Here is a 23,316-nt window from a genome sequence, read left to right as displayed (position 1 = left end):
AATTAGGAGAAAATCCCATTTGTTCATGGTAGAATGGCGATAATGAAAAGATGAAGGAGAACATCATGATGAAATGTATTGCTACAGATATGGATGGCACATTATTGAATTCCATGCAGGTTATTACCCAGGAAAATAAACAGGCGATCTTAAAGGCACAGGAAGCCGGAGTGGAAGTGGTGGTTGCTACCGGCAGATCCTATCAGGAAGCCACTTATGTGTTAGATGCTGCTGGATTGAAATGTCCAGTTATTTGTGTGAACGGGGCTGAGGTCCGTTCAAAAGAAGGCGAGCTTATTTCTGCTTCTCCAATTGCCAAACAAATGGCCAAGGATGCGGCGGCGGTATTGTACGAAAAGGATATCTATTTCGAGGTATACACGAATAAGGGAGCTTTTTCCGTCGATACCGACAAGGCTGTTTCCATTCTCGTGGACATTGTGATGAGCGCCAATCCTGAAGCCGACCGGGACTATGTCGTTCATGCGGCGGGAGGAAGAATCAGAGATGGCTTGATTCATCCAATTGAAAATTATGAACTTCTTTTTGAAAGTGATGAGTATCAGATTTATAAGTTTTTAGTTTTCTCCTTTGATTTGGACAAACTTGGTGAAGCAGCAGGCGCGCTCAAAGGCTTTACGGAGCTTGAGGTCACCAAATCTGGCATTGAAAATATTGAAATAACCCATAAAAATGCGCAAAAAGGGATTGCCCTTGAGGCCTTCGTCAACGCAAAAGGGATAGATTTGTCAGAAACGATGGCGATTGGCGATAATTTTAATGACGTGTCAATGTTTGAAAAGGCAGGCCGTGCGGTTGCGATGGGCAATGCCAGTCCGCACATTAAGTCGCTGTGCGATTGGATTACCGATACAAATGAAAATAGCGGTGTAGGAAAGGCGATACTCGAAGTTTTATAAAAAGGAGGCTTTAAATGTACAAAGCCGGGTCTATTTTGGTTGTCTTGATTTTGCTGCTTTCAGGCTGTTCTTTTTTTGAAAAAAAAGAGGAGGAGCAAGCGGGCGATGAAGTCATTGTCCTCCAGCCTGATGTTGAGGTTGTCGCTGAAAATTTGTCTGTCCCATGGTCGATTGATATGGTGAATGGAACATTCTACATCAGTGAGCGCACAGGAAGTATCGCAAAAATCGAAAACGGCCAAATGGAACGGCAGCAGGTCGTTTTACGGAAACCGCTCGCTGAAGCGGCAGAAGCCGGGCTGCTCGGCCTTGTACTGGATCCTCAGTTTGCAGAAAATCATCAGGCCTACGCCTATTACACGTATTCGGAAGAGGGTCAGTTTAACAGGGTTGTTGTGTTAACTTGGAACGGTGCTGATGAATGGGTTGAGGGGCGGATCCTGTTGGACCGCATCCCGAGTGCGGCCTACCATCATGGCGGCCGGATCAAAATTGGCCCTGACGGCAAGCTTTATATTACCACGGGCGATGCCACCGTTCCGGAATCGGCGCAAAAAAGGAACTCCATCAATGGGAAAATATTGCGCATGAATTTGGACGGGTCTGTACCAGTTGATAATCCATTTGCGAACTCTTTTGTGTACAGCTACGGCCACCGGAATCCGCAGGGACTTGTCTGGATTGGTGAGACGCTTTATGCAAGTGAACACGGGCAATCGGCGCACGATGAAATCAATCGGATCAAGCCCGGGGCGAATTATGGCTGGCCGGTGATTCAAGGGACGGAACGGAAGGCGGGAATGGTGACGCCGCTCTTTCAGTCCGGGAATGAAACATGGGCGCCGTCCGGGATGGCCGCCCATAATGGAAAACTTTATATGGCTGCACTGCGCGGGAATGCGGTCCGCGAGTTTGACCTCGAGGTCGGCCGCACCACGGCAGTCATCACTGGATTGGGCCGGATCCGCGATGTTTTTGTAGATGGCAACTCCCTTTATTTCGTTAGCAACAACACCGACGGGCGCGGTACCCCGGATGAAAAAGATGATAAACTATACCGGGTTTTGTTGAGGGATTTGAAATAAATGAAAAAAGGTGTCAGGCACCAAGTGAATAATTCATCTGGTCCCTGACACCTTTTTAAGAGGCTATAAGATTTCAATCTTAAGTGAGTTAATTTGTGATACCAGCAGGTCTTCGTATTTCTTTTGGGCTTGGTAGTAAACTTCTTGGTCGCCAGCCTTTGGGTTTTCTTTTTTTGCTTGGTCAACTAAATCCTTTTGGACCATTTGGGCCAAAACAATCATTTTGTATTGCTGCTTTTCAACAGTCCAAAATTTTTCTTCACCATATTGCTTGATTAACGCTTGAGCTGATGGGAATTGTGCGTATTGTCCGCGCGCTTTTTCGACCGCTGCATCCACCTCAGCAGCCTCGGCCTTATGGCCTTTTTCCTCAGCTAGCATCGCCATCGAGCGGAGGCGGATAATCTGTGTTAATAGCTGGTTTTTGTCCTCAGCTAATTTCTCCTGAGAATCCAAATAGGCCAGCTCCTCGTCTAATTGCGCCCCGCTGTAGTTCTTCTTGGCTGCCTCCCGGTTTATCTCAAGCTGGAGCCGGTTGATTAACTTATAAAAAGTAACATCCTCATTGGTAATCCATTTTCCGTTTACCTTGGCTACACCTTCAGGCTTTGCCGCCTCGATGGAGATCACCTTTTCAGTCTTTTTCCCGTCTTTCTCCAAGGTGAAAACCGCTTCATATTTGCCGTTCATCGGCACCTTTACGTCAGCTGAGTAAGTGCCGCCCTTGCCCTCGGCAAACTTGGCCTTTACGGTGCCGTGGTCCATGTTGGACATCGATAATTCGACGGATACAGAAAGCCCTGTTACCGCCTTTCCGTTCTCGGTCACCTTAATTTCAAACGGCGATGCCTTTTCCTTTTGGTAATAAAGCTCCTTGGTCACGTCAATTTTATAATCAGGTCCCGAGCTGCAGCCAGCCATGACAGCCGCAAAAGCTACTATCATGACAAACAACAGCACCGCGGGCATAAACCTTTTCCTCATGATCCCAAACCTCCTAATTGATGTGTGTCTAAAAACTCTCTAACTGTATATTTTTCAATTTTCCCTTCGTTTAAAAAAGCAACGTGGGTGCAAACCTGGTGGATTTCATCCAAATGGTGTGACGAGAGCAGGATCGTTTTGTCCTTCAGTCCCTTCAGCACCTCCAAAATTTCCTTGCGGCCCATTGGGTCAATTCCGCTCGTCGGTTCATCGAGAATCAGAATGCTCGACTCCTGATACAGGGTAATGGCAAGACCCAGCCTTTGCAGCATTCCTTTGGAATACTTCTTTACCTGCTCATCGCGGTCATCCCAAAGCCGGACAGCCCGCAGTACCTCTTCCATCCGCCTGGCATCCGCCTTTCCTGAGGCCGCTTCGGCAAAGAAGGTCAGATTTTCAAGGCCGGTCAGCATCGGGTAGAGCATGAACTTTTCCGGCAGGTAAGCAATTGCCTTTTTCCATTCACTGTTTTTCTTTGAGACAGGATGATCGTTAATTTCAATCTCGCCTTGCTTGACCGGCAATAGTCCAAGCAAACTATTAATCAGCGTCGATTTTCCGGCACCGTTGCGGCCGACAAGGGCACAGATTTCATATTGGCCGATTTCGAGATTGACAGAGTCTAATACTAGTTTCTTCCCAAATGATTGATTTAAATTCGTGACTTTAATCATTCATAGCCCTCCTTGCGGTTAAACAATAGTGCGCTCGCAAACGAGACGATGAGCCAAACCAGCAAATTCCCGAATAAGAAAAATACCGGTTTTGTCCACATGAATGCTTCCAAAAGCCGTGACATATGGCCGAAGGAGTAAACGCCCATGCCTGTTTCCAAAAACATTCGGACCGCCTGAAGCGGATTTAAAAAATAGACTAGCGAAAAGAATTTCACATTTTCATAGGTGACATCCGGCAAAAACGACAGCAGGATAAAATCGTGCAGAAAGAAAAAATAAAACCAGACAAAAATCGTGAAGCCGATAATCTGCATCCGCGAGCGGGCAAAACTGCCAATCGCCGTCCCCATTTGCAGGAAGATCAGCACCATAACTAAAATACTAAAAAGAAAAATAAAATAACTGCCAAAATCAAGCTGGAATTGGAACTTTAACAAAAGTGCATATAGTAGAAACCAGGCAAAAAGAGGCACCAGGACCACCGTATAAAGCCCCATGTTTTTTCTTAGCAAAAAGCTGCCATAGCTGTCCTGCTTCGTCAACAGCATGATTAAGGTCTTTTGTTCTTTTTCTTGAAAAATCGAAAACGCACCGATAAATAAACATAATATCGGAATGAAATAAATAATTGTATCAAACAAATTGATTAGCAGAATATAAAAGCCTTTATCGAACGAAAGGTCAGCGGAACGGAATAAAATACTGATTGAAATCAGCACTATGATACTTAAGCTTAGCCATAGGCCTTTACCCCTTATATTTTCCTTCCATTCTTTCCAAATGTAATGCATATTCGCTGTCTCCCCTTTATCAAGACCAGCACGGCGGCAAGTGCGATTCCCAAACCGAAGAAAATGGCGGAAGTGGAACGCCTGCCTTTTTTCGGCACGAGCGGGTGCGGGTCCTTAAACATAACTTCATCTTCATTAAGGCTGGCGTTGATTTTTTCATAGATGGCAATCGCCGGGCTTTTTAAAAAGAAATTTGTTAATTCCTGATCCTCAATCAACTGATGGAGGGCTGAACGGTAGGTTATTGGAAAATCCCCAATTCTGTCTTGGTTTAAATCGGTGAGCGGGAAGGCGGAACCCCAATCATTGCCTTTGCCCTTTTGGCTCCAGACATTGTGCTCGCCTTTGCCGCCAATCGTGACAGCAGGGATTGTATTTTCAGAGATTTGGTTTAATGTGAAAATCTGGTCATTGGAACTTGACCACAGTTCAATGCCAATTTGGTTGCGAATGATTTTATTGTCTTTAATCAGATTCCGCGTTGCTTGGTCAATGTACAAGCCGCGTTGGTTCATATAAAACGTATTTTGTTCAATCTGGTTATCATTGGCCTGCATTAGCAATAAACCAAATGATTTGTTTCCATAGTTGACGATAAATCGGTTGTCTGTAAGGGTAAGGCCGTTGGAATTCATAATGGCGGCGCCGCCCTCATTCATTGTAAAGGTATTTCGTTTAAATGTATTTTCATCGGAGTACATATAATGCAAGCCGTACCGGGTATTGCTGATGTTATTGTCGAAGCTTTTATTGTGGCTGGAATAATCAAAGAACATGCCGTCCCGGGTGCCATCAATTGTATTATGAGATAGCAAATTATTTTCGGCGTACCAAACATGGAGCCCGTTTCCCTGGGCAGCAATTTCTCCCTTTCCCATACCCTTAATATTGTTATAGCGTACAATATTGTGGTGAGCTTTGCTTAAATAAATACCGTGAAAGGAATGGCGGATGGTAATGTGCTCAATCACGTTGTTATTGGTATAAACCTTAATGGCCGCGTATTCCTCGGAGGAGTTGCGGTCCATGCTACTGCCAGACACGGTAAGGTTTTTCAAGCTGACATGAGCCGCTTTAACGGAAATCACGTTGCCGGTTCCGACTCCTTTGATCACGGTGTTTTTCGAACCAATGATCGTCATTGGTTTCTTGATGACGATATTGCCCGTATAGGTTTGATTGTCAAGCTTCAATACCGCCCCCTCTTTCATGGAGTCGATTTTTGCCTGCAAATTATCGGCTGCCATCTTTCCCTCAGGTTTGAAAAATAACACTAGAGAAAAAACAAGAAACAGGAGCGCTGTTTTTTTCATCTTTTTCGATCCTTCCATACCGGAATTAGTAATAAAATAAACGCGGCAATCACGAAGTAAACGCCTGTACCTAAGATGCTATGGGTAGTAAAGTTTGCCACTGTGTTTTGGCCGATAATCGGCGGAACAAACGGGTCCATATGGATCGGTGCTTTAGGGTCCAAATTGGTTCCATACTTTTTTAAGGCAGAATGGAGGTCCAATACCCCGGCAAGTCCGCCGATCACAAATACACTAATTAATCCGTAAAGAACTTTTTTATTGCGGAGGATGGCTGTAATCAGAGTGAGCAGCGCTAATCCGCTAATAAGGTAAATCAAGTATCCCAGTTCTGGGAAATTTTCTGCGCTGAAATTGGACATGCCAATATAGTGGTTAAGCCCATTAATAATATCAATTTCACCTTTCAGCTTATTGGGATAGACAATAATATTCAAACCTTCGGGATATTGCGGCGCATAAAACAGCATCTTCCACCACGGGAAAAATATCGAGATGACAATTAATACGGCTGAAAGTCCGATTAGCAATGAAGATGTAATCGATAATTTATTGCCTTTTTTACTATCATTCAAGTTAACCATTCCTTTTATGCTTAATAAGACGGAGAGGCCGCCTCCTTCAAGGCCGGCCCTCACATAAAGAGGGGCCGGCGCTTTTCTTGAGACAGCCTCGCCCAAAAGTTGAAAGTTACTAGCTTTTTAAGTGAAAGCCTGTGCCTCGCGGTAGTCCGTTAATTTTTTGGTTTTACCAAGAAGTAGCCGTTCATTTCTTGGTGCAGAGCCGAGCAGAAGTTTGTGCAATAAAGCGGGAAGGTACCTGCTTTATCAGCGGTAAACTCCATTGTATTGGTTTGGCCAGGCTGAACTTCCATGTTTAAGTCATAGCTGTTAATCGCAAAACCGTGGGTAATATCTTCATCGAAATCGATATTCGTCAAATGGATGAAGACATGGTCACCTTGGTTTACTTCAATGACGTCAGGTCGTTTTGACTTACTGTCGAAGATGAATCTCGAGCGCATCGCAATTCCGTACACATGGACTTCATTGCCGTTGCGGACAATTTTGGTGTCACTTTGTTTATAGACTGCATCCTTATTGTTTGGATCCTTCGGATAAACGTTAATCGTTTTGATTTTGTCGGCTTTGATCATCTGTGCATAGTGCGGCTCAGGGTCAACCGGTGCTGATTGAACGACTTTCATTTTGCCGCTGATGTCGATTAGCTGCATCGATTCTGGATGAGAAGGTCCGACCGATAAATAGGTGTCTTTGGCAATCTTGTTCAAGGCAATCAGCCATTTTCCATCAGGTGCAACGGTGTCGCCTTCAGCAGCAACAGAGTGGCCTGGGGAATACTGAACAGGCACGCGGTCCAAAGTTTTACCGGTTTTTGGATCCCATTTTACAATTTCTGAAGAAATGAACATGGTTGTATATGCCATGCCTTTGTCATCAAATTGTGTATGAAGTGGTCCAAGTGCGTTTTCTGGGTTCACTTCACGTTCCATTACGGATTCATATTTTAAGATTGGAATACCGTTGCGGTCGCCGGCAAATTCTTTCTTTTCGATGGCCTTAAAGGCTTTTTCGAATGAGAATACAGTCATCGCAGGAGCAAGCTTGCCGGAAGCGATGAAATATTTGCCGTCTGGGGTTACGTCAACACCGTGCGGCGATTTGGCAACCGGCACTAAATAAATGCCGCCTTTTTCTTTTTCAGGGAAAATCATTTTTTGACCGCCAACATCCTCGTACTTGCCTTCCTTGACCATCTTCTCAAGCTCTTTCCAGTTGAACAGAACGATGTAGTCACGGTCAGCCTGTGAGGCATTGACCTCCATTGTAGTTGTTGCTTCTTCCGTATTGTAGGTTGTCATCACAGCCCAGTCTTTTGAACTCTTTTTCCCAGCATCGGAAAGGTCATAGGACCAAGGTGGAAGGGCCACCTGATAAGCGATATTAAGCTTTACATTCTTTTCGTCAAAGGTTACGGCTGACATCACACCGCGGTATTTCTGGCTGTAATCATCGAGAGATTCATATTGTTGTCCAAGCGGCACGGCGAAACGTGTAGGCAGGAACATGTACTCGGTATTCTCAGTTACAAACGCGGCACAGTGCGGGCCGGCTGTGTTTGGAACATTAAGGATGTCTTTTGTTGTAAAGGTTTTTAAATCAACGACTGCAGCACGGCTGTTGCCGACATCAGTGGCAAACATCCATTTGCCGTCATAGTCGCCGTTTGTTTCCGAGAAAGCAGGGTGGTGAAGGTCACCCCAAGTATAGTCACCCATCATTTTCTTGGAATGCTCATCAAAGCCATAGCCAGTAGCGGAATCCGGAGAAAAGACCGGAATTGTTCTGATTTTGCGCATCGAAGGCACACCGTAGATAAACATTTGCCCGGAGTGGCCGCCGGATGCGAATAAATAGTAATCATCTTTTTTGCCAAATGGTACATAAACCTTTTCGGCATTGCTCTTGTTGCTGGCGTTTGCGGCCTCAGTCTTCGTGTTGTTCGACGAAAAATCAGCGAACGACAGTGTTGCTGCAGCAAACCCGGCTAGCAGGCCGGATGCGATTGGAACCCATTTTTTCATTCGGTTAACACCACCTTATTTTTCAGATGCCTGCTTGAGCAGGTCTAGTACTTGCTTTTCTTCTTCTTCGGTTAATGGATTTTTGCCGATAACACCTGACATAACAGCGGATGTAGGCTGTTTTAAGAATTCCTCAATTGGTTTGCCGTGCTTGCCTTCAACGTTTACAAAGGCTTGGGAAAGATCCGGTCCGACTGCACCGCCTTTTATGTTGAGCGCTTCCACGCTATGGCAGCCAAGGCAACCCTTTTTATTAAGGATGTTATCGTCATTCGCACTGGAAGTTGCGGCTGTTTCCTTAGGTTTGCTGGAATCATCCGCTGCTTTTTCCTTCGAAACAGCCTGGGCGGTCTGCGGTGCCTTTCCTGAGTCACTGGAGTTCCCCATGATGACATCAAATACTAGATATCCAAGCCCGAAGCCGAGCACAAGGCTAATGGCAAAACTAATAAGAGCTTTTTTCAAATTTGTTCCCCCTCCTTTTAGTCAATTGAACAGTTTCATCCTAATCGTTTGCATTTTCTAAAATTGTGACGTTCATCACACGAAATGAAGGGTTTTTGAACGTTCTGTGAAAGGACCCCAAAAGCATATATCTAAAGCGTTTTAAAAAAAATGAACGTTCTGTGAAAAACATTTTTCCCATGTGTTATTTGTGATTTATAGTATTGTGACCCTTTTCACTTCTATAACGTGAGAAATAGCTTACAATTAGAGGAAAATAAGCTAGGTAAAGGTGGTGGGAAGGTTGGAGCGCATCAAAAAATTACTGGAGCCGAACTTATCAGTGATTCAGGAAGTCGACAAAGAAGGCTTACTTCGAAAAATTGAGATTTTTAAAGACTTATCCCCGAAATCGCTAAATATCATTGAAAGGCGGATTCAAACGCTTGAAGTGAAAAAAGGGATGCGGATTATCAAAGAGGATGAGAAGGCAAAAGGGGTCTTCTTCATTCATTCCGGGTCGGTTAAGCTCGCCAAACAGGATGAGAACGGGAATGAAATTATCGTTTGTGTGAAGCAGCAAGGGGACATTTTCGCCGAAGCATGTTTATTCACACGGAAGGAAGAATGTTACCCGGCGACAGCAACGATGCTTGAGGATGGCCGGCTGTTCTTTTTGGATAAGCAAGAGCTCGAGCAGGATCTTTACCAATATCCGGAGCTTTCTATGCAAATGATCCGCTATATGAGCGATGCTTTAAGAGAAATGACCTCACAGTTAAGGGATGTGGTTTTGCTCGATGTTTATGCAAAAACGGTAAAGATGCTGGAGCGGCTCGGACGGAAGTTTAACCCAGACTTCAAACGCTGGGAAGTTGAAATACCATTAACCGTACAGGAATTTGCCACCGTCGTCGGCACCTCGCGTGAAAGCATCAGCCGTGTCTTCTCCAAACTTAAAAAAGAGGAAATGATTGATTTGAAATCGCGGAAAATCATCATCCTTGACTGGTGCAAATTCTGCACGCTGCTCCATAAAGAATATTAAAAGGAAAGGGACCTGTCACCATTCTAAAAGTGGAGATGACGGGTCCCTTTATATATTTAATCAAATTTGTACGTCCAAAAGCGCTCGTTGTTGATCCAGACCATAATTTGTGGGTCTTGGTTTTTTAGTTTTTCGGACACGTCGGCAAACATTTGCTCCGTTTGCGAGCGGTGTGCCTTGATGGCGGCAAGCTTTATTTCGGCGACAGGGCTGATATTATTAATGATGTCAGCTTCACCAAGTTTTTCAATACAATCGTTCGAGAAGGCAACGCAGTGTAAGGTTGGCCGTGCGGCTTCAGGAAGCCTTTCGACAGCGCGGACGACGGCCGCGCCGGTGGCGTCATGGTCGGGATGCACAGCATAGCCGGGATAAAAGGTGATAACCAAAGAAGGATTCAGTTCATCAATCAAGGCGGACATAACGTCGGCCAGCTTTTCTTCATCCTCAAATTCTACAGTTTTATCGCGGTAGCCGAGCATGCGTAAATCTTGGATGCCTAAAGCACGGGCAGCTTCCTTTAGTTCCGCTTTTCTGATTTTCGGGAGATTTTCCCGATTGGTAAATGGTGGATTCCCCATATTGCGGCCCATTTCCCCAAGGGTTAAGCAGGCGTAAGTAACAGGGGTGCCATTTTTGATATGGGTGGCTATTGTCCCGGATACTCCAAATGCCTCATCATCCGGATGTGGAAAGACAACTAGGACATGGCGTTCTTTTTCCATTTTACATTCTCCTTTCAGGACTGACGCATGAAACCACTATTCAAAGGGAATCGGGCTGATTTCCAATGCGACGGCTAGTTTCCCTTCATTGTCATGGCCGGCAAGCAGCAACCGTCCCAGTTCATCGATTTCAAAATGAGTGATGCCCTCAGCGTAAATCCAGCCAAGGTTTATTTTTAAGCCCACCCGGTAAGGACCTTTTCCGGTGATTTTCCCTATTTCATATTGGACTTTGGCGTTTCGGATATAAGCGCCTGCCGAAAAGAATGATTGATCGCGATGTGATGCGTAGGCACCGTTTGTGGTTTCAAGGTGAATATATACTTCTTTATTTACGAAGCTATTAATGGCTTCCTGTACTTGTTTGGTGTTCACTAGTTCCAAGCTGATTCCTCCCTTCCCGTTATTTCTTATAAAAAATAGGATTTAGTCTACGAGATATTTTTCTTTAAGAATGTAACTATCATACTAAAATTGGATAAAAAATGCGAAATGAATGCTCGGTTAAATATTTGTTGATTTTCGCTCCAATCAACTGGTTTAGCATCACTCTAATTTTAATGAAAAAAGAAGAGCCGAACGTCGTGTTCAGCTCTTTAGGAAATTATTCTGCGCAGTCTTCGCAGTATTCGGTTTTGCTTTTTGAGCCGCGGTAGGCGCCGTGCCAGGTTGGGCCGACGTATTCGTTTAGGCGGAAGCCCTGTTCGATGGCTGCGGCGATAAAGTCTTTCGCCACTTCGACTGCTTCAAAGACGGATTTCCCTTTCGCAAGTTCAGCTGTGACCGCGGATGAGTAGGTGCAGCCGGCGCCGTGCGTAAAGGTTGTATTATATTTTGGCGATTCGTAAATTCTGAATTCCTTCCCATCATATAGAAGGTCGACGGCATTTTCCTCAGATTGAAGCTTGCTGCCGCCTTTGATTAGGACATTTTTTGCCCCTAGGTCGAAAATTTTTACAGCAGCTTCCTTCATTTCTTCCACTGTCTTCGGCGTTTTCATGCCGGCAAGCTGTCCAGCCTCAAACAGATTTGGTGTCACTACTAAACAGCGCGGCAATAAAAGCTCACGCATCGCATCGGTCGTTTCCGGGTTTAACACCTCGTCCTCGCCTTTACACACCATGACAGGGTCAATCACAACCCGCTCCAATTTGTGCGCATCGATTGTTTTCGCGGCAATCTCAATCAGTTCAACTGTGCCCAGCATCCCTGTTTTCATCGCATCGATGCCAACAGAAAGGACGGTTTCCAGTTGCTTTTCAAGAACATCTGCCGCAATTGGGAACACATTATGATGCCAGTTATCTTTTGGATCCATTGTGACGATGCAAGTCAAAGCAGTCATGCCGTATACGCCAAGCTCCTGGAATGTTTTCAAATCCGCTTGAATTCCGGCCCCGCCGCTCGTATCTGAACCGGCAATTGTCATTACCTTCTTAATGCTCATTATGTACTCCTCCTAAAAAAGGCTTAATAATCACCCTATTATTATAATTCAACAGCAAAAAAACAACCAAAATAAACTTTTACAATGGTGCAAATGATTTTTTTCGCCTGTCGAAAGAGTTTGACAAAAAAGTGAAATATCCAACTTTTTTACTATTTTAATCAATTTATAGTGATAAAAATTACTTTCAAAAAACTCCTCCAAAATTACTCTATTAATGAGAAATACTCTTCAAAGGTGGTGGGAAAACAATGAACCACAAAAGTTGTCCCGACGAATATCCCATTTCATTAATAATTAATGGATACGAAATGGCGATTTTCCAATTGACAAAATTTGATCTCGAGGATTGGACATATGGCTATTTGTTTTCTGAAGGATTTATTCAGGCAGCAAATGATATTGAGTCCATCGTCATCAATGAAGATATGGGGAGCATCCATGTCACTTTAAGCGCAGCCTTTGATGAAGAGCAAGTCTTTTCAAAGAAGAAGCATTACACAGCAGGCTGCGGCAGGGGCGTCACATTTTTTTCAATGACTGATGTAAAGAACTTCGATAAGGTTACATCAAATCAAATCTATCAGCTTAGCTATCTTTTAAAAAAACGCAGCGAATTTGCTCAGAACTCCCGTTTTTATTTGGAAACAGGCGGCATGCACGGCGCCTGCATTGTGGATGAAGAGGGAAATATCACCATTCGCGAGGATATCGGCAGGCATAATGCCGTCGATAAGATTATCGGACACGCCTTGAGAAACCGCTTACGCCCCGACCGGCTTGTACTTCTTACAACCGGCAGGGTTTCATATGAAATGCTCTCAAAAGCAGCTAAATTCGGCTTTCCTGTTATCGGCTCGCGGACAGCCGCAACCAAGCAGGCTATCCAGCTGGCGCGGTACTTAAATATAGAAGTAATCGGCTATTTAAGAGGGAAAATGGCGATGATCTATACCGCTGCAGGACGGGTCGAAAACGATGTAAATCCAGAGCCGCTCTTGGAGAGAAGCTTTGAAGGGGGGAATCAGCCGGTAGAACTATATAGATAAACATAAAAAATGGGATGTTCTATTCATTACTCTTGGGAAGGAGATTGAAAATGGTTGAAATGAACTTAAATCGCCGGCAATTTTTAAAGCTATCCGGTGCAACCGCTGCCACTTTAGCGGTTGTCGAACTGGGCTTTAATGAGCAAAAAGCCTATGCGAAATCAAAGGAATTCAAAATTGCCAAAGCTACTGTAACACCAACCATTTGCTGTTTTTGCGGCGTCGGCTGCGGGATCTTAGTCCATACAAAGGACAACACAGTGGTTTATACGGAGGGGGACCCGGATAACCCGATTAATGAAGGCAAGCTATGCAGCAAAGGAACGACACTTAGACAGTTATACACTTCTGAAAAGCGGATGACGAAACCTCTTTATCGGGCTCCTGGCAGCGATAAATGGGAAGAAAAAGACTGGGAATGGATGCTCGATACCATTGCCAAACGTACAAAAGAAAGCCGCGATAAGTCGTTTATCGTTTCGGAAAACGGCGTTACGGTAAATAGAACTGAAAAGATTGCAAGCCTTGGCGGTGCAGCACTTGATAATGAAGAAACGTATTTGGTTTCAAAATTAATGAGAGGGCTTGGCGTTGTTTACTTAGAACACCAGGCACGAATATGACACAGTTCAACGGTTGCCGGTCTGGCACCATCGTTTGGACGTGGAGCAATGACAAATCATTGGAATGACCTGCAGCATACAGATGCAGCGCTAATTATGGGCGCAAACCCTGCTGAGAATCATCCAATCAGCTTCAGATGGCTGACAAAAGCAAAAGAAAACGGCGGTAAAATTATCAGTGTTGACCCGCGTTATACTCGGACATCAGCAGTATCTGATATTTACGCTCCTCTTCGTTCCGGAACAGACATTGCGTTCCTGGGCGGAATGATAAAATATGCACTCGAAAATAATCTTATTCACAAAGAATATGTTATTAACTATACAAACGCTTCCTTTATCGTAGCGGATGGCTATGATTTCAAAGATGGCTTATTCTCTGGTTATGACCAAGCAAAACGCACTTATGATAAAACAAAATGGGCTCTTGCTGCGGGACCAGATGGAAAACCGGTAACGGATCCAACCTTGGAGAACCCTCGTACTGTTTTCCAATTACTGAAGAAGCATTATTCGCGCTATGATTTGGATACGGTTTCATCTGTAACAGGTACACCAAAAGAAGATTTATTAAAGGTTTACAAGACATTCTGTGAAACCAGCAAAGTCGGTAAAGCGGGAACAATCCTCTATGCAATGGGTACAACCCAGCATACAGTCGGTTCGCAAAACGTCCGTGCTTATGCGATTATCCAGATGCTCTTGGGCAACATTGGCCTGCCAGGCGGCGGAATTAACGCGATGCGCGGCGAATCAAACGTACAAGGCTCCACTGACTTTGGATTATTATGGGATAACCTGACAGGTTACCTGGCTATTCCTAAAGCATCAGTACCTGAGCACGCGACACTTGACGGCTACTTAAAGAAAGAAACACCTCCATCAGGCTATTGGAGCAACAGACCAAAATTCGTGGTCAGCTTACTAAAGTCTTGGTACGCGCAAAATGCAACAGCCGAGAACGAATTTGGCTATCAATATTTACCTAAACCGGGGGCAAAGAACTACTCGCACATTTTCTTATTCAAAGCAATGTACAATAAGGAGCTTGACGGTGCTTTCCTATGGGGCACAAACCCGGTTGTCGGCGGACCGAATGCCGGCAAGGAAAAAGAAGCACTTGGCAACTTAAAATGGCTGGTTGCCGTTGACCTTTGGGAAACAGAAACAGCGGCCTTCTGGAAAAAAGAAGCGGGCAGCGACCCATCGAAAATCAATACAGAAGTATTCCTGCTCCCAGCATCCGCTTCATTTGAAAAAGAAGGAAGTATTTCCAACAGCTCACGCTGGATGCAATATCGTTGGAAAGCCATTGATTCAAAAGGCGAAGCAAGACCAGACCTTGATATCATCCATGAGCTGGCACTTAAGCTTAAAAAGCTCTATGCCGGTGACTTGAGTGCACAAGCTGCTCCATTCCTGGCGCTTGATTGGAATTTTGGCAAAGGTGAGGAATGTGACATTGATCTAGTTGCCAAGGAAATCAATGGTTATGACCTGACAACAGGCAAGCTGCTTCCTGGTTTCGGTGCCTTAAAAGCTGATGGAACAACTACCAGCGGAAACTGGATTTATAGCGGCTTCTATCCTGAAGAAGGCAAGAACAAATCAAAAAGTCGCGACAATAAAGACACGGGTGGACATAACTATCTAAATTGGTCATTTGCTTGGCCGATGAACCGCCGCGTTCTATACAACCGTGCTGCAGCAGATGCAAACGGCAATCCTTGGAGCAAGGAAAAAGCCATCATCTGGTGGGATGCCATCCAGAATAAATGGGTGGGCAACGACGTTCCTGACTTTAATGCTACATTAGCGCCAACAGCACCAGGAGGTACAGGGGCAATCATGATGAATAAAGACGGAGTAGGGCTGCTTTATGCACCAACGATGAATGAAGGTCCTTTCCCTGAACATTATGAGCCGTTTGAAAGCCCGGTTCCAAATGCCTTCTCATCTGTGGAATTAAACCCGGCCGTTGTGATTCATGAAGGCGACTTCAACAAGAAAGGCTCAAAAGGAACTTACCCAATCATAGCGACCACCTACCGGGTATCTGAACACTGGCAGTCCGGTTCGATGACCCGCAACCAAGAATGGCTGTCGGAAATCGCCGGTTACATGTTTGTTGAAATAAGTGAAGAACTCGCAAAAGAAAAAGGCATTAAAAACAAAGATAAAATCACGGTCAGCTCAGCACGCGGTGAAATCACTGCATACGCAATGGTTACAAAACGTTATAAACCTTTCAAAGTAAGAGGCAAAGTCGTGCACCAAGTGGGAATGCCATGGCATTTTGGCTATAAGGGATATGTTACAGGAGATACAGCTAACCGCCTGACTCCGCACATTGGAGATGCTAACACGCAAATTCCTGAATACAAAGCATTCCTCTGTGATGTTAGGAGGGCTGACTAATGGCTAAAGAATATGTGAAATTCGTTGATGTGACCAAATGTGACGGCTGTAAAGCCTGCATGGTGGCCTGTAAAAACTGGAACGACCTGCCTGTTGAAGAGACAGCATTCCAGGGCAGTGCTCAGTCCCATCCAAAAACAACCGCCGATACCTGGAACGTCCTTCAGTACATTGAGCATGAGAATTCCAAAGGCGGTCTGGATTACTTGTTCCGCCACTCCTCCTGCTTCCATTGTACGGATGCGGCGTGTGAAAAAGTATGTCCAGAGAATGCCATCAGCTATACCGATTTTGGTTCCGTTGTTATCGATCAAGACAAGTGTGTAGGATGCGGCTATTGCGTCCAAAACTGTCCGTTCGAAGTGATTTCTCTAAAGGAATACAAAGATAAAAACGGTAAAGAGTACCGTAAAGCTCACAAATGTACAATGTGTACCGACCGTTTGGAAGAAGGCTTGCAGCCTGCCTGTGTAACGACCTGCCATACTGGAGCAATGGAATTTGGCGATAAAGATGCGATGATCAGAAAAGCTGAAAAGCGTGTCCAAGAAATCAAAGACCGTTATCCTAATGCCCAGGTGTACAATCCGCAAGGCGTTGGCGGCACACACACCGTTTATGTTTTAGCAGAAAAGCCGTCAGTTTACGGGCTTCCGGAAAATCCAAAAGTTCCAACCTCCGCAGTGGCTTGGAAGGATTACGCACAGCCAATCGGCAAGATGATGCTGGGTGCCACCACGATGGCTCTTGTCGGTGCGTTTGTGACAAGCAAGCTATTCAATAAAGAAGGCAAGGAGCAAGACGGAGGTGGAAGCAATGAGTAATCAGACAAAACCTGATGTAAAAGTTCGCCGCTTTCCAAAGGCGTTTGTTTGGGCCCATGCAATCAATGGGATTTCCTTCTTCGCGTTGTACATTACGGCACTGCCGATGTATACCGAATTCTTTGACTGGTTGTATCCGGTGTTTGGCGGCCCGGCAAATGCCCGGCTGCTGCACCGAATTTTTGCGGTCACATTCATCACGCCTACCTTCATCCTGCTGATTTTTAGCCCGAAGTTCTTGATGCTTTGGCTGAAAGAATTAATCACATGGAAAAAGCGCGACCTTGAATTTTTCGGCAGTTTCGTTAAAGAATTGTTCGGCTTTAAGTTTAAGCATATAAAACAAACCTTCTTCAACGCCGGGGAAAAAATTAACTCGATTCTGCAGATGTTCTGTGCAATTTTGGTTATTTGTTCAGGCTTCACAATGTGGTTCCCTGAGTATTTCCCGAGAGCTCTTGTGCAATGGGGCTACTTATTCCACAACGTCGGCTTCGCTCTTGGAATTGCCGTTATTGTCGGCCACATATACTTGAGCGTGATTCATAAAAACTCACGTCCAGGCTACTCCGGCGTCATCACTGGCGAGGTTCCTGCACGGTGGGCAAAGGATCATTACCAAGAATGGTATGAAGAAGAGGTCAAAAAGGGTAACTTCCCTGAGTTGGATGATCCGAAACATAAAAAAGGCGCTTAATTTTATGAGGAAAGGGGCTGGCTGTCTGTCAAAGGCAGCCATTCCCATTAAAAAGTTGACTCTTTAGTGGGAGTACTGTCATTTTATTAGCGAATTCACATGGTCTATTAGCGAATTTTAAGAGTTTATTAGCGAATTTCAGGATTCTATTAGCGAATCGAGTTTCATCCGCCAATTTTTAGAGCGAAAAACAAGGAGTTCCGTACTCAATCGGCGAATTTCAGGCTTCTATCGGCGAATTTCACAGTTCTATCGGCGGATTGTAGCCATCTATCGGCGAATCCAAAAATATCACAAAAAAAGAGGTGCAACAACGATGATTAAATCCGTTGTTTCAAAGGAATACCAGAGCCTGCAAAAGGAAATTGTTCAGCTTCAGGAAAAATGGAAGCAGATGATTAATCCGGATACGGTCAGGCCTAATCTGGACAAAGCGGCGCTTGCTGCAGGGGTACCTGCTGCCGCGTTAACGGCGATTGATTTTGAAATTTCACTATTCTTACAGTGGGTAGAGGAAATAACAGTCCTACTCACAGAAAGCAGCCCCAACCTGAAACCAAAGCTCGCCGATATTGGCAGTTTGCTTAATGAAGAAACGGCCATCCGCTGGATAGAGGAGGCATATTCCTTCAATAGCGTCTACTTTGAAAGGTTTGCTGAGGAAAATGGACTGGAACCATGGATTCCGCAATTTTTAGCAGAAACCGCGCTCCGTCCGTATCTTCAACTAGTGGCTGAAAAAGTCCAGCCGGAAATCGACCGTGCCGTACCGGGTTCAGGCTGCCCTGTCTGCGGCGAGCCTGTAAGACTGGCAGTTTTGGAGGATGAGGGTAAAAAGGTCTGCCAATGTCCTCGCTGCCTCGCCCATTGGAATGCCAAGCGCCTGGAGTGCTCGCATTGCGGCAATGAAGACTACCAAAAAATCAAATTTTTAACCATTGAAGGGGACGCCGTTTCGCAAATACAGGTTTGCGAGGAGTGCAACGGCTATATTAAAATTATTGATACAAGGCAATATATAGAAAAGCCGTCCGCTGCCATGATCGATTTAAATTCGATTCATCTCGATTTTGTTGCACAGGAAAACGGATTTAGCTCAGTAGGAGAGAAAAAAGTAACGAATTAAGAGGTGCTGTCGATGAACGCTTCAGCAATTATTTTATCCGGCGGAAAATCCAGCCGAATGGGCACCAACAAAGCTCTATTAAAAATAAATGAGAAAACTAATATTGAAAGAATTAGAGACACACTTAAGCACCGTTTTAATGGTATAATTCTGGTAACCAATCATTTTGATGATTATGAATTTTTAGAACTAAAAATGGTCGCAGATGACTATCCCGGTATGGGGCCGCTGGCCGGACTTCATGCCGGTTTGAAAGCTTCCGAAAGCGATGTTAATTTTCTCGTCGCTTGCGACATGCCGTTTGTGTCCGGGAAACTCGCCGAGACAATGGTAAAGCTATGCGGCGATTATGATGCGGTTATCCCGGTTATCAACGGGAATCAGCATCCGTTATTTGCCGTTTTTAAAAAATCAGTCGCAGCTGTGGCGGAAAGCTGTATTGCGGCGGGGAATCTCCGCATGAAACAGCTGCTGAACCGTCTTAATGTCCTTTATGTAACAGAAAAAGAGCTAGCAGGCTTTAGCCAAACAGAATTGGAGCGGGTCTTCTTCAACATGAACCGCCCGGAGGAATACGAAGACGCGAAAAAGTGGGCCGAAAGCGAACATTAGGGGGAGAAAGAGAACCATGCAATTTTTCAAAGTAAAAACAGTGGAAGAAACATTTGCCTTGATAGATGAAATGATCCCGGCAACCCAACAAACAGAAGTAAGAGAGCTTTCCGAAGCCCTTCATTATATACTAGCCGAGCCGGTGACTGCGAAGGAGAATGTTCCCGGCTTTGACCGCTCGACGGTCGACGGATATGCTGTCCGTGCGAAAGATACGTATGGTTCTTCCGAGTCCATGCCCGGCTTCCTGAACGTTGCCGGGGAAGTCAAAATGGGCGAGGGCCCCGATGTAAAAGTCGGCCTTGGACAAGCTGTTTACGTTCCGACTGGCGGGATGCTTCCGGTTGGCAGTGACAGCGTGATGATGATTGAACATTGTGAGGATGTCGAGGGACTCCTCAATACATATAAACAAGTGGCGCCCGGGGAAAATGTCATCCGGGCCGGCGAGGATATCCGCGAGGGCGAGATTCTCCTTGAAAAAGGGGTGAAACTCCGCGCACAGGAATTGGGTGCCCTTGCCTCCTTGGGGATTACTCATGTCACCGTTTTTCGAAAAATAAAAGCCGGCTACCTGTCTTCCGGCGATGAGATTGTTCCTTATCAAACGGAGAACTTGGCGGTCGGACAAATCCGTGATATTAACGGGCTGACGATTGCTGGCTTGGCGAGCGATTGGAATGTCGAGGTTGTGTACGGCGGCATTGTCCGCGATGACTATGAGGAATTCAGTCAAAAGGCCCGCGAACTTTACGAACAAGTAGACTGCTTGATTATGTCAGGCGGCAGCTCTGTTGGGGCGAAGGATTATACGACGGAGGTTATCCAATCGTTGGGTGAGCCTGGCGTGTTTGTCCACGGGATTTCGATCAAGCCCGGCAAACCGACGATTTTAGCGGTGGCGGACGGCAAACCGGTGATTGGACTGCCTGGCCATCCGGCGTCGGCGATGATTATCTTCAAGCTGTTTGGCGAGCGGATTTTGAAGAGGTTGTCCGGCGAACATCTCGTGCCGAAGCCTGGGCATATTTTTGCAAAAATAACGAAAAACATCCCGTCAAGCCCGGGCCGGTCGGATTATATCAGAGTCCGGCTTGAGGAAAAGGACGGCGAATGGTGGGCGGAGCCGATTATCGGCAAGTCCGGGTTGATTACGACGCTGGTGAAGAGCGACGGGATTGTGGAAATCAGTTCAGAAAAAGAAGGAGTTTCGCAGGGCGAGTATGTTCCTGTGATTCTGTCCAGGTAAGGGGAGCGGCAGTTATGTATAAACGGAAAATTTACTTGGAAGATAAACCACGTTTCGAGGCGCGAGATGAAATTCTCGCTGCTTTTGAGAGTACTCCGGAAAAGGAACTGATTCCGACAGTGGATGCATTAGGGCGTGTGACGGCTGAACCGATTTTTGCGCCTGTGTCGACGCCGCACTATCATGCCTCGGCGATGGACGGTGTGGCGGTTGTGGCGGAAAGCACGTATACGGCGCATGAGCAGAACCCGCTTCATTTAAAGCTTGGTGAGCAGTTTGTTCATGTGGATACGGGAAATGCGATACCATCGCCGTTTAATGCGGTGATTATGATTGAGCATGTGCAGGTGTTGGACGAGGAGACGATTGAAATCATCGAACCCGCGACGCCTTGGCAGCACATCCGTCCGATTGGCGAGGATATCGTTCAGGAGGAAATGCTGTTTCCGCAGGGTCATGCATTAAGGCCTGCTGATTTGGGCGTGCTGATTGCTTCGGGGTTGCTCGAGATTCCAGTTGTGAAAAAACCGGTTGTGGCGGTTATTCCGACTGGGAATGAATTAGTCGAGCCCGGGCAGGAGATGGCACCGGGAAAAATTGTTGAATTTAACGGGACGGTGTTTGCCAATTTTATTAAAGAGTGGGGCGGCGAGCCGCGCTTGCACCGGATTGTCAAGGATGAGCCGGAGAAGATTAAAGAAGCGCTTTTGGAGGCTTCTGAGACTTCGGACTTTATCGTCATCAATGCGGGGTCGTCGGCAGGGCGCAAGGATTATACCGTTCATATCATTCAAGAGCTTGGTACGGTTTATACTCACGGCGTTGCGGCACGTCCTGGGAAGCCGGTTATTTTGGGTATGATTAATGGTACGGTTGTGATTGGCGTACCGGGATATCCGGTTTCGGCTTATCTGGCGCTGGAATGGTTCGCACGGCCGCTTGTCTGCAAGTACTTAGGTGTGCCGGAGCCAGAGCGGCAGAAGGTTACCGTCAAGCTTGGCCGGCGCATCGTTTCGTCGATGGGCGCTGAGGATTTTGTGCGAATGAATATCGGCTATGTGAATGGCCAATTTGTCGCTAATCCGCTGACAAGAGCGGCTGGGGTGACGATGTCATATGTGCGGGCAGATGGGTTATTGGTGGTGCCGCCAGATGTGATCGGCTATGAACAAGGCGAGCTGGCGGAAGTGGAGTTGCTGCGGCCGCTTGAGGAAATCCGGAATGCGATCATGTTTACGGGCAGCCACGATTTGACGATTGACCTATTGTCGTCGGCGCTGAAGCGGGTGCGGACCGAGATGAAAATTGTCTCCTCGCATGTCGGCAGCATGGCCGGCATTATGGCAATCCGAAAAGGCGAGGCCCATGTAGCGGGGATTCATTTGCTTGACCCTGAGACAAAACAAAATAATATATCATATGTACGCCGGTTGTTAGCCGGGCAGGAGGTTGTCCTGTATCCATTTTTGAAGCGTAAGCAGGGCTGGATTTTACCGGCCGGCAATCCGCTTGAAATCCGTGACGTGCGTGATTTGGTGGAAAAGGGAGCGAACTTTGTGAACCGCCAAAAAGGCGCCGGCACGAGGATTTTGTTTGATATGCTGCTGGAGGAAGCAGGGCTTGAGCCGGAGCGAATAGCGGGCTATGACCGCGAAATGTTCTCGCATTTAGCAGTTGCTGCGGAAGTGAACAGTGATGCTTATGGCGCTGGTCTCGGTATTTATCCGGCGGCAAAGGCAATGGGCTTGGAGTTCGTTCCGGTTTCCGACGAGGAATACGATTTAGTCATGACCAGAAGCTTTTACGAAAGTGAACAGTTCAAGCTGCTAGCGGAAATCATCCATTCCCCCGCCTTCAAGGCTCAGGTGGAGAATATCGGCGGTTATCAAGTGGTGGAAAACGCCGAGCCAAAGCGCTTGGCTGAAGAGGTGAAATAATTGAAGCTTTACGAGATTTCAAAAGAACCAATTAATATACAGGATGTTATCGACAAGGTGGTCCAGCGCGAAGCCGGCGCTATTACTACCTTCATCGGCACCGTCCGGGAATTGACCTATGGAAAAAAGACGTTATTTTTAATCTATGACGCATATGAAGCGATGGCTGTGAAAAAGCTGGAACAGATTGGCCGCGAGATTGAAGAGCGCTGGGCGGGTTCTCAAGTTGCAATTACTCATCGGGTCGGGCGCTTGGATATTACCGATGTGGCGGTAGTGATTGCGGTGTCGACGCCGCACCGGGCTGATGCCTATGAGGCGAACCGCTATGCGATTGAGCGGATTAAGGAAATTGTCCCAATTTGGAAAAAAGAGCACTGGGAGGACGGCGAGGAATGGGTCGGCAACCAGCTCGAAACGAAGGCTTATCCGAGCGGAAAGCCTGAGGAAGGTGATTTAAGTGAATAAAATTTTGTTTTTCGCCCATTTGCGCGATGCGGTTGGCGAGGAGTTCCTGAGGCTTGATGCCAGCGGCAAAACGGTGGCTGAATTGAAGGCGGAACTCTCTGAGAAGTACGATTTGCCGCGGATGGAAACGGTGATGACGGCGATAAATGAAGAGTTTGCTTCTAATGATGAAGTGATTAAGGATGGCGACGAAATCGCGTTTATCCCGCCGGTCAGCGGTGGCTGATTTTTTGATTCGCCGATAGAATGGTCAGATTCGCCAATAGAAAAGAGA

At 46.0% G+C, this 23,316-nt stretch carries 23 protein-coding genes; 13 read left to right on the top strand and 10 right to left on the bottom strand.

Annotated features, from left to right (window positions below; genetic code table 11):
* Positions 1-68 precede the first annotated feature (68 nt).
* Together V5M37_RS28330 and V5M37_RS28325 are read left to right on the top strand one after the other, a co-directional pair.
* A complete protein-coding gene (locus tag V5M37_RS28330; RefSeq protein WP_423800174.1) occupies positions 69-920 on the top strand; it encodes a Cof-type HAD-IIB family hydrolase in 852 nt (283 codons plus the stop codon).
* Positions 921-934: 14 nt separating this feature from the next.
* Entirely contained in the window at positions 935-2,005 is a 1,071-nt protein-coding gene (locus V5M37_RS28325; protein ID WP_423800173.1) for a PQQ-dependent sugar dehydrogenase, read from the top strand.
* Between the two features lie 63 nt (positions 2,006-2,068).
* Here the strand turns inward: V5M37_RS28325 and V5M37_RS28320 are convergent, their stop codons facing one another.
* The 7 genes from V5M37_RS28320 to V5M37_RS28290 form a co-directional block, all read right to left on the bottom strand.
* Positions 2,069-2,989 carry a FixH family protein gene (locus tag V5M37_RS28320; RefSeq protein WP_423800172.1) on the bottom strand — a complete coding sequence of 307 codons (921 nt, stop codon included), beginning with the start codon at positions 2,987-2,989 and terminating at the stop codon, positions 2,069-2,071.
* Positions 2,986-3,663, bottom strand: a complete 678-nt coding sequence (locus tag V5M37_RS28315; RefSeq protein WP_423800171.1) for an ABC transporter ATP-binding protein — start codon at positions 3,661-3,663, stop codon at positions 2,986-2,988. The genes V5M37_RS28320 and V5M37_RS28315 overlap by 4 nt, the downstream gene beginning before the upstream one ends.
* Entirely contained in the window at positions 3,660-4,457 is a 798-nt protein-coding gene (locus V5M37_RS28310) for an ABC transporter permease (RefSeq protein ID WP_423800170.1), read from the bottom strand. The genes V5M37_RS28315 and V5M37_RS28310 overlap by 4 nt, the downstream gene beginning before the upstream one ends.
* On the bottom strand, positions 4,421-5,770 hold the full coding sequence (nosD, locus tag V5M37_RS28305; protein WP_423800169.1) for a nitrous oxide reductase family maturation protein NosD: 1,350 nt from the start codon (positions 5,768-5,770) through the stop codon (positions 4,421-4,423). The genes V5M37_RS28310 and nosD overlap by 37 nt, the downstream gene beginning before the upstream one ends.
* The gene (locus V5M37_RS28300; RefSeq protein WP_423800168.1) at positions 5,767-6,345 is read right to left on the bottom strand and encodes a hypothetical protein; all 579 of its coding nucleotides are present in this window, start codon (positions 6,343-6,345) and stop codon (positions 5,767-5,769) included. The genes nosD and V5M37_RS28300 overlap by 4 nt, the downstream gene beginning before the upstream one ends.
* A 158-nt stretch (positions 6,346-6,503) precedes the next feature.
* Positions 6,504-8,375, bottom strand: coding sequence for a Sec-dependent nitrous-oxide reductase (gene nosZ, locus V5M37_RS28295; protein ID WP_423800167.1), 1,872 nt, complete (start codon positions 8,373-8,375; stop codon positions 6,504-6,506).
* 15 nt (positions 8,376-8,390) lie between these two features.
* Positions 8,391-8,840 (bottom strand): cytochrome C, encoded by a 450-nt coding sequence (locus V5M37_RS28290; RefSeq protein ID WP_423800166.1) that lies wholly within the window; start codon positions 8,838-8,840, stop codon positions 8,391-8,393.
* Between the two features lie 283 nt (positions 8,841-9,123).
* Here V5M37_RS28290 and V5M37_RS28285 point away from each other — a divergent pair, with 283 nt between their 5' ends.
* Positions 9,124-9,867, top strand: a complete 744-nt coding sequence (locus tag V5M37_RS28285; RefSeq protein ID WP_241114172.1) for a Crp/Fnr family transcriptional regulator — start codon at positions 9,124-9,126, stop codon at positions 9,865-9,867.
* A gap of 56 nt (positions 9,868-9,923) precedes the next feature.
* Here the strand turns inward: V5M37_RS28285 and bshB2 are convergent, their stop codons facing one another.
* The 3 genes from bshB2 to pdxK all read right to left on the bottom strand — a co-directional run bounded on the left by bshB2 (position 9,924) and on the right by pdxK (position 12,039).
* Complete coding sequence (gene bshB2 / locus V5M37_RS28280; protein ID WP_423800165.1) at positions 9,924-10,592, bottom strand: bacillithiol biosynthesis deacetylase BshB2; 669 nt, start codon at positions 10,590-10,592, stop codon at positions 9,924-9,926.
* A 36-nt stretch (positions 10,593-10,628) separates the two neighbouring features.
* Complete coding sequence (locus tag V5M37_RS28275; RefSeq protein ID WP_423800164.1) at positions 10,629-10,976, bottom strand: YojF family protein; 348 nt, start codon at positions 10,974-10,976, stop codon at positions 10,629-10,631.
* Between the two features lie 220 nt (positions 10,977-11,196).
* Positions 11,197-12,039, bottom strand: a complete 843-nt coding sequence (gene pdxK, locus V5M37_RS28270) for a pyridoxine/pyridoxal/pyridoxamine kinase (RefSeq protein ID WP_423800163.1) — start codon at positions 12,037-12,039, stop codon at positions 11,197-11,199.
* 251 nt (positions 12,040-12,290) lie between these two features.
* On the opposite strand from pdxK, the gene fdhD reads away from it, so the two are divergent.
* The 10 genes from fdhD to moaD all read left to right on the top strand — a co-directional run bounded on the left by fdhD (position 12,291) and on the right by moaD (position 23,268).
* Positions 12,291-13,088: a formate dehydrogenase accessory sulfurtransferase FdhD gene (gene fdhD, locus V5M37_RS28265; RefSeq protein WP_423800162.1), complete on the top strand. Its 798-nt coding sequence runs from the start codon at positions 12,291-12,293 to the stop codon at positions 13,086-13,088.
* 59 nt (positions 13,089-13,147) lie between these two features.
* The gene (fdnG, locus tag V5M37_RS28260; protein WP_423802697.1) at positions 13,148-16,129 is read left to right on the top strand and encodes a formate dehydrogenase-N subunit alpha; all 2,982 of its coding nucleotides are present in this window, start codon (positions 13,148-13,150) and stop codon (positions 16,127-16,129) included.
* A complete protein-coding gene (locus V5M37_RS28255) occupies positions 16,129-16,953 on the top strand; it encodes a 4Fe-4S dicluster domain-containing protein (RefSeq protein WP_423800161.1) in 825 nt (274 codons plus the stop codon). Before fdnG ends, V5M37_RS28255 begins: the two co-directional genes overlap by 1 nt.
* Positions 16,946-17,650: a formate dehydrogenase subunit gamma gene (locus tag V5M37_RS28250; RefSeq protein ID WP_423800160.1), complete on the top strand. Its 705-nt coding sequence runs from the start codon at positions 16,946-16,948 to the stop codon at positions 17,648-17,650. The genes V5M37_RS28255 and V5M37_RS28250 overlap by 8 nt, the downstream gene beginning before the upstream one ends.
* A 316-nt stretch (positions 17,651-17,966) precedes the next feature.
* Positions 17,967-18,776: a formate dehydrogenase accessory protein FdhE gene (locus tag V5M37_RS28245; RefSeq protein ID WP_423800159.1), complete on the top strand. Its 810-nt coding sequence runs from the start codon at positions 17,967-17,969 to the stop codon at positions 18,774-18,776.
* Positions 18,777-18,788: 12 nt separating this feature from the next.
* Positions 18,789-19,388: a molybdenum cofactor guanylyltransferase gene (gene mobA, locus V5M37_RS28240; RefSeq protein ID WP_423800158.1), complete on the top strand. Its 600-nt coding sequence runs from the start codon at positions 18,789-18,791 to the stop codon at positions 19,386-19,388.
* 16 nt (positions 19,389-19,404) lie between these two features.
* Entirely contained in the window at positions 19,405-20,637 is a 1,233-nt protein-coding gene (gene glp / locus V5M37_RS28235; RefSeq protein WP_423800157.1) for a gephyrin-like molybdotransferase Glp, read from the top strand.
* Positions 20,638-20,651: 14 nt separating this feature from the next.
* Complete coding sequence (locus V5M37_RS28230) at positions 20,652-22,574, top strand: molybdopterin biosynthesis protein (protein WP_423802696.1); 1,923 nt, start codon at positions 20,652-20,654, stop codon at positions 22,572-22,574.
* A complete protein-coding gene (locus tag V5M37_RS28225) occupies positions 22,575-23,042 on the top strand; it encodes a molybdenum cofactor biosynthesis protein MoaE (RefSeq protein ID WP_213147930.1) in 468 nt (155 codons plus the stop codon). It begins immediately after the preceding gene.
* The gene (gene moaD, locus V5M37_RS28220) at positions 23,035-23,268 is read left to right on the top strand and encodes a molybdopterin converting factor subunit 1 (protein WP_423800156.1); all 234 of its coding nucleotides are present in this window, start codon (positions 23,035-23,037) and stop codon (positions 23,266-23,268) included. The genes V5M37_RS28225 and moaD overlap by 8 nt, the downstream gene beginning before the upstream one ends.
* Positions 23,269-23,316 lie beyond the last annotated feature (48 nt).

Origin of the sequence: Neobacillus sp. SAB-20_R2A, assembly GCF_049568635.1 — a bacterium.
In the GTDB taxonomy this organism is placed as follows: Bacteria; Bacillota; Bacilli; order Bacillales; family Cytobacillaceae; genus Neobacillus; species Neobacillus citreus.
The sequence above is the reverse complement of the archived record's forward strand: the minus strand, read 5'-3'. Positions and strand labels throughout refer to the sequence as shown.

Bases quoted from the DNA above. Each gene is read 5' to 3' on its own strand.
- fdhD (WP_423800162.1), top strand. From the start codon at position 12,291: ATGAACCACAAAAGTTGTCCCGACGAATATCCCATTTCATTAATAATT.
- V5M37_RS28310 (WP_423800170.1), bottom strand. From the start codon at position 4,457: ATGCATTACATTTGGAAAGAATGGAAGGAAAATATAAGGGGTAAAGGC.
- V5M37_RS28330 (WP_423800174.1), top strand. From the start codon at position 69: ATGAAATGTATTGCTACAGATATGGATGGCACATTATTGAATTCCATG.
- V5M37_RS28245 (WP_423800159.1), top strand. From the start codon at position 17,967: ATGATTAAATCCGTTGTTTCAAAGGAATACCAGAGCCTGCAAAAGGAA.
- nosD (WP_423800169.1), bottom strand. From the start codon at position 5,770: ATGAAAAAAACAGCGCTCCTGTTTCTTGTTTTTTCTCTAGTGTTATTT.
- bshB2 (WP_423800165.1), bottom strand. From the start codon at position 10,592: ATGGAAAAAGAACGCCATGTCCTAGTTGTCTTTCCACATCCGGATGAT.
- V5M37_RS28250 (WP_423800160.1), top strand. From the start codon at position 16,946: ATGAGTAATCAGACAAAACCTGATGTAAAAGTTCGCCGCTTTCCAAAG.
- V5M37_RS28315 (WP_423800171.1), bottom strand. From the start codon at position 3,663: ATGATTAAAGTCACGAATTTAAATCAATCATTTGGGAAGAAACTAGTA.
- V5M37_RS28325 (WP_423800173.1), top strand. From the start codon at position 935: ATGTACAAAGCCGGGTCTATTTTGGTTGTCTTGATTTTGCTGCTTTCA.
- mobA (WP_423800158.1), top strand. From the start codon at position 18,789: ATGAACGCTTCAGCAATTATTTTATCCGGCGGAAAATCCAGCCGAATG.
- V5M37_RS28320 (WP_423800172.1), bottom strand. From the start codon at position 2,989: ATGAGGAAAAGGTTTATGCCCGCGGTGCTGTTGTTTGTCATGATAGTA.
- nosZ (WP_423800167.1), bottom strand. From the start codon at position 8,375: ATGAAAAAATGGGTTCCAATCGCATCCGGCCTGCTAGCCGGGTTTGCT.
- pdxK (WP_423800163.1), bottom strand. From the start codon at position 12,039: ATGAGCATTAAGAAGGTAATGACAATTGCCGGTTCAGATACGAGCGGC.
- glp (WP_423800157.1), top strand. From the start codon at position 19,405: ATGCAATTTTTCAAAGTAAAAACAGTGGAAGAAACATTTGCCTTGATA.
- V5M37_RS28255 (WP_423800161.1), top strand. From the start codon at position 16,129: ATGGCTAAAGAATATGTGAAATTCGTTGATGTGACCAAATGTGACGGC.
- V5M37_RS28230 (WP_423802696.1), top strand. From the start codon at position 20,652: ATGTATAAACGGAAAATTTACTTGGAAGATAAACCACGTTTCGAGGCG.